Raw genomic sequence first — 12,451 nt, 5'->3', positions numbered from 1 at the left:
TGAATTAGGGGAAATTGAAGCCGGCCTGATGCAGTGCCCGGGTGTACAGGAGGCTGTCGTGATAGCCCGTGAAGACGCTGAAGGGGATACCCGTCTGGTGGCCTATCTCTGCGCTGAAGCGGGTACGGAACTGGTGCCGGTTGATCTGCGCCGACAACTGGCACAACATCTGGCGGAGTATATGATCCCCAGCGCCTTTGTCATGCTGGATACCTTCCCGCTGACCCCTAACGGCAAGCTCGACCGCAAGGCCCTGCCTGCGCCGGATTTATACGCCGTGATCACCCGGAATTATGAAGCACCGATCGGTGACGTGGAAATTGCACTGGCACAAATCTGGCAGGAGTTACTGGGACTGGAACGGGTCGGACGTCACGACCATTTCTTTGAACTGGGCGGGCATTCCCTGATTGCTGTCAGCCTGATAGAACAGTTACGCAGCCGGGGATATTTACTGGAGGTGCGTAGTATTTTTGCCACCCCGTTACTTTCAGAGATGGCGCAGGCGATACAGGCCCGGCAAGATTCGCCGGATATGCTTGTCCCACCCAATCGTATCCCTGATGATTGCACACATATTACCCCCGATATGCTGCCGTTGGTGACGCTGTCACACACTGAGATTGATTCGATTGCCGCAACTGTGACAGGTGGCGTGGCTAATGTACAGGATATCTATCCGCTGTCGCCCTTGCAGGAAGGTATTTTATTCCACCACCAGTTGCAGGAAAACAGCGATACTTATTTATTAAACACGCTGTTAGCGTTTGATACCCGCTCTCGTCTGGATTCCTTTCTGAACGCTCTGCAACAAGTGATAGACCGCCATGACATTCTGCGTACGGCGTTTTGCTGGCAGGGACTGAGCCAGCCGGTACAGGTGGTCTGGCGGCAAGCAAAACTGCCCGTGATATCGTTTGTTCCGGCACAATCTATTCAAGCACAACAACAGGCGCACAGCATCTCCCGACTGGATATGACTCAGGCTCCGTTGTTTGCCGCCAGTATTGCCCTCGACTCGGACAGTAACGAATGGCTTCTGACGCTGAATTTTCACCATCTGGTCAGTGATCATGTGACACTGGAATTTATTATGAAGGAGATTTTTCTGTTATTAGACGGTAACGAGGAATCTCTGCCTACACCACTGCCTTATCGTAATTTTATCGCCCAGATCCTGAAAATGCCGGATTCAGTACATGAAAGTTACTTCCGTGAGCGGTTTGCCGATATTGAAGAACCCACGGCACCTTTTGGCCTGCTGGATATACAGGGGAATGGCACAAACGTGTCGGAAGCCCGTTTGCTTTTAAATGATACTCTTGCCCAGACTCTGCGTGCGCAGTCTCGCCGTCTGGGGATCAGCCCCAGCGTGCTGTTTCATGTCGCTTTTGCTCAGATGTTGGCTCATATCAGCGACCGTGAAGAAGTCGTGTTCGGTACCGTGCTGCTGGGACGATTGCACGGTTCAGCCGGGGCTGATCGGATTATGGGGATGTTTATCAATACATTGCCGATCAGGATATCCCTGAACAATCGCAATGTATGGGAAGTCGTGCAGGCGACAGCCGCAAATCTGGCCGAACTACTGGAACATGAGCAGGCTCCGTTGGCACTGGCTCAACAGTGCAGCGGAGTGATCCCCCCCTTACCCTTGTTTAGTGCTCTGTTTAACTATCGATATAGCCCGTCAGACTTGGATGAAAATCCCGGTTGGCCGGGCATGCGCGTATTACAGTCTGAGGAACGGACAAACTATCCCATCACTCTTTCCGTGGATGATCACGGGAACGATTTCACGCTGGTGGCTCAGACCGTAGACGGAATTAATCCGGACAGAATCGTGCATTATCTGCGCACTGCCCTCAGTGAGCTGGCAAATGCGCTGACCGCTGACGCTCAGCAATCGGTGCTCAGTTTATCCATTCTGCCGGCAGCAGAACGTCAGCAGTTACTGGTGGATTTCAACGCCACACAAACCAATTTTGCGCAGCATGCCCTAATCCATCAACTGTTTGAACAGCAGGTCACCCGGACACCTGACTCCCTTGCTGTACTCTTTGAAGAACAAGCCCTGAGTTATGACGCCCTTAACCGTCAGGCCAATCAACTGGCCCATTACCTGATGGCATTGGGCGTTAAACCGGATGATCGGGTGGCTATTTGTGTCGAACGCAGTGTAGAGATGGTGGTGGGATTACTGGCTATTCTCAAAGCTGGTGGTGCTTATGTCCCCCTTGATCCGGCTTACCCACCTGAGCGGCTGGCCTATATGCTGGAAGATGCAGCGCCTGTGGCGTTGCTGACGCAAACTGGGCTGACGGGTCAATTGACCTATCCGATCCCCAAGGTGCAACTGGATAACCAAACATCGATTTTTGATATCCAGCCTGACCATAACCCCGATGCAACCTCGTTGGGACTGAATTCCCACCATCTGGCCTATGTCATTTATACCTCTGGCTCGACCGGGCAACCCAAGGGAGTTATGGTGACCCATCGTAATGTCATCAATCTGCATACCGGGCTGCAATCGGTGATCGATATCACGCCACCATGTCGTACTGCCCTGAATGCCAGCATCGTGTTTGACGCCTCGGTACAGAGTTGGCTGCAATTGCTCGCGGGTCATACACTGGTCATCATTCCTGAGGCTATTCGTGCCAATGCGGAGCAACTCTGGCGTTATCTGGCACATCATGCGGTGGATCTGTTTGACTGTACCCCCGTGCAGCTGCAATGGCTGTTGAATGCGGGGTTAGGTACCGATACGGATTATCAGCCCAAACTGACGTTAATCGGCGGCGAGGCCATTTCATCTGCCTTATGGTCGCGCTTGCAACAAATAAAAACGTCCCGTTTTATCAATGTCTACGGTCCCACAGAATGTACCGTTGATACGACTTTTTGTGTGATAGATCATTCCCTTTCGTCGCCCAGTATCGGTCATCCGATAGCCAATGCCCGAATCTATCTGCTTGATATTTATGGTCAGCCTGTGCCCCTTGGCGTCACTGGCGAGATTTATATCGGGGGCGCGGGTGTGGCCCGGGGATACCTGAACCAGCCTGAACTCACAGCAGAACGGTTTGTGGTCGATCCTTTCAGTCCTCTTCCTGATGCCAGAATGTACAAAACCGGTGATTTAGGACGCTGGCGACCGGATGGCAATATCGACTATCTGGGGCGTAACGATTTTCAGATCAAACTGCGCGGCTTCCGGATTGAACCGGGAGAAATTGAGGCACAACTGCTGGCCTGTGATGGAATTAAAGAAGCAATGGTTATTGTCCATGAGACAGATAACGGCGAGCAGCGCCTGATAGCTTATCTGGTGGCACAACCAGACGTTACTTTGGAAGCCACCAGTCTACGCGAACAACTGAGACTCTGTTTGCCCAATTATATGCTACCCAGTGCTTTTGTCATGCTGGATACCTTCCCGTTGACTCCCAACGGTAAGCTCGACCGTAAAGCGCTACCCGCTCCTGATTTGTCGGCGGTAATAACCCGTGACTATGCCGAACCTATGGGTGACGTAGAAAACAGGCTGGCACAAATCTGGCAGGAACTGCTGGGTCTGGAACGAATCGGGCGGCATGACAGCTTTTTTGAAATCGGCGGACACTCACTTTTAGCCGCAAGATTGATAGCCCGTATACAAACCGAATTTTTAGTCCAGATACCTATCGTTTCAATTTTCCAGTCATCCCGATTATCAGAACTGTCTGAATTCATTCTCTCTACCCAAATGAGTTCAGCATGGGGAGATGACACAGAATTAATCAAGAAAAGCCTCGATTCAATGTCTGCAGAAGAATTAATCGCAATTTTAAGTGGAGATACTAAAGAATGAGCAAAGCTAATATCAATATCGAAATGTTAAAACGAGCTGTTTTAGAGAAAAAAGTTAAAGAACAAATTAAACAATGCGCTAATGAAACTCGTTCATTGCACATACCGATTACGAAGACAGATCGCCATGCGCCTTTAGTATTATCCTTTGCTCAACAACGATTATGGTTTATCGGACAATTCGATTCCGCCGCAAGTCGGGCCTATCATATCCCTGTCGCATTGCGTCTTACGGGGAAACTTGAACATCAGGCACTCATCTCCGCTCTTGATAACCTTGTAGCCCGTCAGGAAAGTTTGCGCACCCACTTTACATTGGTGGATGATCAACCTTGTCAGAAAATAGCCCCTGCGGATACTGGCTTTTCAATGAGTTATCTGGATTTACGCTCTCTGAATGAAGACGAACGTTCAGCCCGTGTTGACGAACTGGCTGAATCTGAAGCCCGAACGCCTTTTGATCTTACTCAGGGGCCGTTAATCCGGGGGCAGCTATTGCATCTGGATAATGAAGAACATGTCCTGTTGTTAACTCAGCATCACATCATTTCTGATGGCTGGTCCAGTGGTATTTTAATCCGCGAACTGGCGGCATTTTATCAGGCTGCCCTGACCGGACGCGATGCTGATTTGCCACCACTGCCTATCCAGTACGCCGACTATGCTGCCTGGCAACGCACTGCATTACATTGCGATGAACTGACCGTACAACGAGATTTCTGGTATAACCAGCTCAATGGAGCGCCATCCCTGCTGGAGCTGCCAACGGATCGCCCTCGCCCCGCCGTGCAAAGCTATAGAGGAAGTAAAATACCTGTTCATCTTGATGAGGAATTACTCACTGCCCTGAAAACATTTGCACAAAATCAGGGAGCCACATTATTTATGGCTATCCTCACGGCGTGGACTGTTGTTCTCTCCCGCCTAAGTGGTCAAAACGATATTGTTATCGGTCTTCCCATCGCCAATCGTACTCGCACCGAACTGGATAATCTGATTGGTTTTTTCGTCAACACGCTCGCCTTACGTATTGAATCAGGTCAATGTCATACAATAGCGGAACTGCTGGCCCATGTTCGTAAACAGACACTGGCGGCTTATGCTCATCAGGATCTGCCTTTTGAGCAGGTGGTGGAAGTGTTACAACCCGAACGTAGCCTGAGCCACAGTCCCATCTTTCAGGTGATGCTGGCATTAGACAATACTCCGGCTCAGGAATTGAAACTGCCCGGGCTTGAACTGTCTATTATCGAACAACCGCAATACAGTGCTCAGTGTGATTTAACGCTGTCGTTCACTGAAACAGCCGGAAATTCAGGCTTAACCGGAACGCTAATATACGCAACTGATTTGTTCGATCGGGAAACCGTGGTTCGTATTGCCGGTTATTTTCAAAACGTGATAACCGCAATGATCGCTGATGTGACTCAGACGATTTCATCGCTGCCTATGTTATCAGCAATGGAACAACAACAATTATTAGTGGATTTTAATGCCACGCAAGCCGACTTTCCGCAGAATGCCCTCATCCATGAACTGTTTGAACAGCAAGTGGCTCAGACGCCGGAAGCGATTGCTGTCGTGTGTGAAGGGCAAACGCTGAGTTATGAACAAATTAACCGTCAGGCCAACCAACTGGCCCATTATCTGATTGGATTGGGTATACAACCGGATGATCGGGTGGCTATCTGTGTCGAGCGCAGCCCGGCATTGATCGTCTGCCTGCTGGGAATCCTGAAAGCGGGCGGTGCTTATGTTCCCCTCGATCCGAATTACCCCGCAGAACGGTTGACCTATATGCTGAAAGATGCCGCTCCGGTAATCTTACTGACTCAGGTCGCCCAGCGCGATAAGTTACCGGATATCGTACCTGTACGCGTAATTGATGCTCAGGATACCTCATTAGAAACCCGATCATCAGAAACACTGTCACTGGTTACACAACCGAGCCATAACCCGGATGCACAAGCATTGGGACTGACATCACGCCATCTGGCTTATGTGATCTATACCTCCGGTTCAACCGGCCAACCAAAAGGTGTGATGATTGAGCACCGTAATGTTAATCGGTTGGCTATCAATGGGGGTTATGCGGATATCGGGCCGAATGACTGTGTAGCGCACTGTTCAAATATTGCGTTTGATGCCTCAACATGGGAAATCTGGTCCGCTCTGTTAAACGGTGGACGCCTGCATGTGATCCCACAAGCCGTATTACTCAACCCTGAACGTTTCCGTGACGAATTAATCAGCGGTGAAGTCACGGCAATGTTGTTAACGGTGGGGCTGTTCAACGCTTATCTGGAAATACTCTCTCCCCTGTTCAGGCAATTGCGCTATCTGCTTGTCGGTGGAGAAGCCCTCAATCCGAAAAAAATACAACAGGTACAATTAACTGAGTCCCGGCCAGTCCACCTGATTAATGCTTATGGTCCGACAGAAACCACCACAATAGCCACCACTTATGCAATAACATCGACTACTAATGTTGCATATACCATTCCAATCGGACGCCCTATTGCTAACACCCAAATCTATATTCTTGACTCTTCTGGCCAACCTACTCCGCTTGGGGTGGTGGGCGAAATCTATATCGGTGGTGCCGGTGTAGCCCGGGGTTATCTGAATCGGCCTGAACTTACGCGGGAGCGTTTCCTGCCTGATTGGTTCTCTGCTGAAGCGGATGCCCGGATGTATAAAACCGGTGACCTTGGTCGCTGGTTGCCGGATGGTAATATTGAATATCTTGGTCGCAATGATTTTCAGGTTAAATTACGCGGTTTCCGTATTGAACTGGATGAAATCGAGTCGCGTCTGAATCAATACCCGGGGATCAATGAATCTATCGTTATCGCACGTGAAGACATTCCCGGGGACAAGCGTTTGGTCGCTTACGTACAAACTCAGCCGGATATTGAACTGATACCAACCAAACTGCGGCAGTATCTTACTCAGCATCTGGCAGACTATATGCTACCCAGTGCATTTGTCATTTTGGATACTTTCCCGCTGACGCCCAACGGTAAACTTGACCGTAATGCACTACCTGCGCCGGATCTGTCCGCGGTGATCACCCGTGACTATGCTGAACCCGTGGGCGATGTGGAAACCACATTATCGGAAATCTGGCAGAATTTACTGGGATTAGAGCGCGTTGGTCGTCATGACCACTTCTTTGAACTGGGCGGGCACTCGCTAATTGCCGTCAGTCTGATTGAACAATTATGCAACCGTGGATATTCACTGGAAGTACGCAGCGTTTTTGCCACACCGCTGCTGGCAGATATGGCGCAGGCAATACAGACAGGGATGGATGCTCCAATGGTTCTGGTGCCACCCAACCGCATTCCCGATGATTGTACGGCGATTACGCCTGAGATGTTGCCACTGGTGACGCTGTCACAAACCGAAATTGATACTGTCACTGCGACGGTAACCGGCGGGATCGCTAATGTACAGGATATCTATCCACTGTCACCCTTGCAGGAAGGTATTTTATTCCACCACCAGTTACAGGAAAACAGCGATGCTTACTTATTAAACACGCTGCTGGCTTTTGATACCCAAGCGCGTCTGGAGGCTTTTCTTGCGGCTCTGCAACAGGTGACAGACCGCCATGATATCCTGCGCACGGCATTTTGCTGGCAGGGGCTGAGCCAGCCAGTACAAGTGGTCTGGCGGAAAACGAGCTTACCTGTGACCCCTTTTATCCCGGCATCAACAGAGAATATCTCAGAACAATTACAGGCGCATATCGCCATACGGCTGGATATCACTCAGGCTCCCTTATTCGCTGCCAGTACCGTTTACGATCCTGACAATCACGAATGGTTACTGGGACTGAGTTTCCATCATCTGGTTAGTGACCATATAACACTCGAGTTGCTCATGGGTGAGATTCAGCAATTATTACAAGGAGAAATTGAGTCTCTGCCTGTGCCACTGCCGTACCGCAACTTTATTGCCCAAATGCTGAACATACCGCCTTCAGTGCATGAAGGTTACTTCCGCGAGCGGCTCGCTGAGATTGATGAACCCACTGCTCCCTTCGGCCTGCTCAATGTACAGGGGGATGGGACAGATATGATGGAAGCCCGATTGTGTCTGGATATTACGTTGGCGCAAACCCTCCGCGTACTGGCCCGTCAACTGGGGATCAGTCCGAGTGTACTGTTCCATGTGGCCTGGGCACAGGTATTGGCCCACACCAGCGGACGTGATGACGTGGTGTTCGGCACAGTATTGTCGGGACGGCTGCAAGGCACTACAGGGGCCGATCAGGTTATGGGGATGTTTATCAACACCCTGCCGGTCAGAATATCCCTGAACAATCACACTGTACTTGAAGTGGTTCGGGCAACGGCAAAAGATCTGGCTGACCTGCTGGAACATGAGCAATTTCCACTTGCTCTCGCCCAGCGTTTCAGTAGTGTGACACCTCCCCAGCCTTTGTTCAGTGCTCTGTTTAACTATCGCCATTCTCCATCAAATTCCACGGATAAACCCGGCTGGAAAGGTGTTCGTTCGTTGCCTTCTGAAGAGTGGTCAAACTATCCGCTGGATCTGTCGGTGGATGATTTTGGAGACGGTTTTGCACTGGTCGCTCAGGCAGTGAACAGCGTCGACCCCAATCGGGTGGTGAATTATATGTATACCGCTCTTTGTGGGCTGACTGACGCACTGCAAAACAATCCCAGACAGCCTGTATTGGCGCTGTCCATTCTGCCGGTAGCCGAACGCCAACAATTACTGGAGGTTTTCAATGCCACACAAACTGACTTCCTCCCGTCAGAAGCACTTATCCATACGCTGTTTGAGCAACGGACGCAGCAGGCTCCTGATGCCATCGCCATCATTTCTGAGCATGGCTCGCTGAGTTATGATGAACTGAACCGGCGAGCTAACCAGCTAGCCAATGCTCTGATTACAGCGGGTATCCAGCCGGATGATCGGGTTGCTCTATGTGTTGAGCGCAGCCCGGATATGATTATTGGCATACTGGGTATCTTAAAAGCCGGAGCGGCGTATGTACCTCTTGATCCGAATCATCCGGATAAGCGACGGACTTACATATTGTCTGACAGTACGCCTAAATTACTCCTTACCCAACAGCATTTACAGTCACAGGCTCTGAACAATGATATCCCTGTCTGGTTCTTGGATGAGGCTGATTATCTGGAACGGATAGTCCAATACTCTGTCGCTAATCCTGAACCGGAACAACTGGGATTACAGAGTCATCATCTGGCCTATGTGATCTATACCTCTGGCTCGACGGGGCTACCCAAAGGCGTGATGGTTGAACATCGTAATGTGGTGAATTTTACTCATGCCCAATGTCAGATAACCGCGCTTACTGCGGCTGATCGCGTCCTGCAATTTGCCACAATAGCCTTCGATGCGTCCGTGGCCGAAATTTTCCCGACACTGGCAACGGGTGCTACCTTAATTCTGCGCCCCCCTCACCTTCAGATACCGGATGCCGCTTTCGGCCACTTCCTGCAAGAACAGGCCATCAGCGTTGTCGATATACCGACCGCTTTCTGGCATCAGTGGGGACAGGAAATAAAAGCCGGTCGCAGTGGGTTCAGCTCGACCCTGCGTTCAATTACGGTCGGCGGGGAAAAAACTAACCTTCACTCTCTTACCGACTGGCAATCCCTGCCTGAAACACAACACTGTCGTTGGACAGACACCTACGGCCCAACGGAAGCCACTGTCATTGTGACCTCTCTGTCACTCAATGGTGGCGCCTTACACGATGCGGATGAAACGTTGTCCATTGGTCGCCCAATCGCCAATTGTCGAATTTATCTACTTGATAAAAAACAACAACCTGTTCCTCTGGGTGTGACGGGGGAAATCTATATCGGTGGTGCTAGCGTCGCCCGGGGTTACCTGAATCATTCTGATTTGACTGCTGAGCGCTTTGTTGCTGACCCGTTCAGTTCCCAGCCGGATGCTAGAATGTATAAAACCGGCGATCTGGGGCGCTGGCTACCGGACGGCAATATCGAATATCTGGGTCGTAATGATTTTCAGGTCAAGATCCGGGGTTTCCGCATCGAACCAGGGGAAATTGAAGCACAATTAGCCGACTGTCAAGGTGTCAGAGAAGCGGTGGTTATCGCCCATAAAGCTGATAATGGTGAACAACGTCTGGTGGCTTATCTTGTGTCGCAACCTGATGTTACGCTGGAAGCGGCTGAGCTGCGCGAGCAGCTGAGAAGTTGTCTGGCGGATTATATGCTGCCAAATGCCTTTGTCATGTTAGATGCCTTCCCGCTGACGCCCAACGGCAAGCTCGACCGCAATGCTCTGCCCGCGCCGGATTTGTCGGCAGTGATCACCCGGGATTATGCAGCGCCGACAGGTGACGTGGAAATTGCACTGGCACAAATCTGGCAAGATTTACTGGGACTGGAACGGGTCGGACGTCACGACCATTTCTTTGAACTCGGGGGGCACTCCCTGATTACTGTCAGCCTGATTGAACAATTGCGGCGTCGGGGATACTCACTGGCGGTACGTAGTGTTTTCACAACGCCTATACTGGCGGAGATGGCACAGGCGATAACCCGACAAGAGACGCCGGATGATGGGGTGCCACCCAACCGCATTCCTGACGGTTGCACACACGTCACGCCCGATATGTTGCCACTGGTGACCCTGTCACAGACGGCGATTGACACCATTGCGGCCACCGTGACCGGCGGTCATGCCAATGTACAGGATATTTACCCGCTGGCGCCGTTACAGGCCGGTATCCTGTTCCATCATCAGCTACAGGAAACTGGGGATGCTTACCTGTTAAACAGCCTGCTCGCCTTTGATACCCGAGCACGTCGGGAGGCTTTCCTGGATGCCCTGCAACAGATCATCGATCGCCATGATACCCTACGGACGGCGTTTTGCTGGCAGGGGCTGAGCCAGCCGGTACAGGTGGTCTGGCGACAGGCGAAACTGCCTGTGACGCCCTTTGTGCCCACGTCGGCAGACAATATCCCCGCACAATTACAAGCGCACATCGTCACCCGACTGGATATCAGTCAGGCCCCCTTGTTCACCGCCAATACCACTTACGATCCCGCCAGTGATGAATGGCTGTTAATACTGAATTTCCATCATCTGGTCAGCGATCATATGACGCTTGAGCTGATATTGGATGAAATTCAACAGCTATTACAGGGACAGGCGGACACGCTGTCTCCCCCCTTGCCGTACCGCAATTTTATTGCCCAGACCCTGCGCGTACCGGCCTCAGTCCATGAGGCGTATTTTCGTGAACAGCTGGCTGATATTGATGCGCCTACCGCGCCGTTTGGCCTGCTTAATGTACAGGAGGATGGCACTGACATAGCAGGAGCTCATTTGCCTCTGGATAGTACACTGGCCAATACCTTGCGCGAGCAGGCCCGTTGTTTAGGTATCAGTCCCAGTGTGCTGTTCCATGTGGCCTGTGCGCAGGTACTGGCTCATACCAGTGACCGTGATGATGTCGTCTTCGGTACGGTGTTACTGGGGAGATTGCAAGGTACCACAGGTGCTGATCAGGCCATGGGGATGTTTATCAATACCCTGCCTATCAGAATTTCTCTTGGTCATCTCAGTGTGCGGGAAACCGTGGAGAATACGGCCCGGAATTTAGCCACCTTACTGGCGCATGAACAGGCCCCACTGGCGCTGGCGCAACGGTGCAGCAGCGTGATCCCGCCCTTGCCCCTGTTCAGTGTGCTGTTCAACTATCGTCACAATTCATCATCTTCCGCAACGCATCCCAGACTGGAAGGAATGCGTCTGTTGGATGCCAAAGAACAGACAAATTATCCGTTGGCGCTCTCTGTGGATGATTTTGGAGATAGCTTCATTCTGGGAGTCCAGAGTGTGACGGGTATCGATCCTGACCGAATGGTTCATTACCTGTATACGGCACTTCAGAACCTGACAGAAGCGCTGCATAAGGAACCTTTACAGCCGATTCTGGATTTGCCCATCCTGCCTGTGTCTGAACGCCAGCAGATCCTGGTGGATTTCAATGCCACACAAGCTGATTTTCCGCAGCATGCCCTTATTCACGAACTGGTTGAGCAACAGGTTGTGCTGACGCCAGAGGCCCTTGCCGTGGTGGGTGAAGCCCACACGCTGAGTTATGCGGCCCTGAATCGTCAAGCCAACCAACTGGCCCATTATCTGATTGAATTGGGCGTAAAACCCGATGACCGGGTGGCGATTTGCACTGAACGTAGCCCGGCGATGATCGTGGGATTATTGGCTATCCTTAAAGCCGGCGGCGCGTATGTGCCCCTTGATCCGGCTTACCCCGCCGAACGGCTGGCCTATATGCTGGAAGACGCGGCGCCTGTGGTGTTGCTGACGCAAACAACACTGCGCGACAGCGTTGGGGAGTTTGCATTACCGATTGTCAGACTGGATGATCTGCCCTCCCCCCTGCTGGCAAAACAGCCCGACACCAATCCGGTGGCCACCATGCAGGGACTCACTTCACGTCATCTGGCCTATGTGATTTACACTTCCGGCTCCACCGGCCAACCCAAAGGGGTCGCCGTCACCCACCGCAATACCGTGAACTTCCTGA

Annotated in this window: 2 protein-coding genes; both read left to right on the top strand. The window is 51.5% G+C overall.

What is annotated here, in order from left to right; translation table 11 throughout:
• The coding region (locus tag AACX38_RS01335; RefSeq protein ID WP_228865583.1) for a non-ribosomal peptide synthetase at positions 1-3,856 on the top strand (3,856 nt) is incomplete at its 5' end.
• On the top strand, positions 3,853-12,451 hold an 8,599-nt coding region (locus AACX38_RS01330), incomplete at its 3' end, for a non-ribosomal peptide synthetase (RefSeq protein ID WP_228865582.1). The genes AACX38_RS01335 and AACX38_RS01330, both read left to right, overlap by 4 nt.

The organism is Xenorhabdus sp. PB30.3, from assembly GCF_963895965.1.
Classification (GTDB): domain Bacteria; phylum Pseudomonadota; class Gammaproteobacteria; order Enterobacterales; family Enterobacteriaceae; genus Xenorhabdus; species Xenorhabdus stockiae.
Note: the sequence above shows the minus strand (reverse complement) of the source record. Positions and strands in the feature narration are given on the sequence as shown.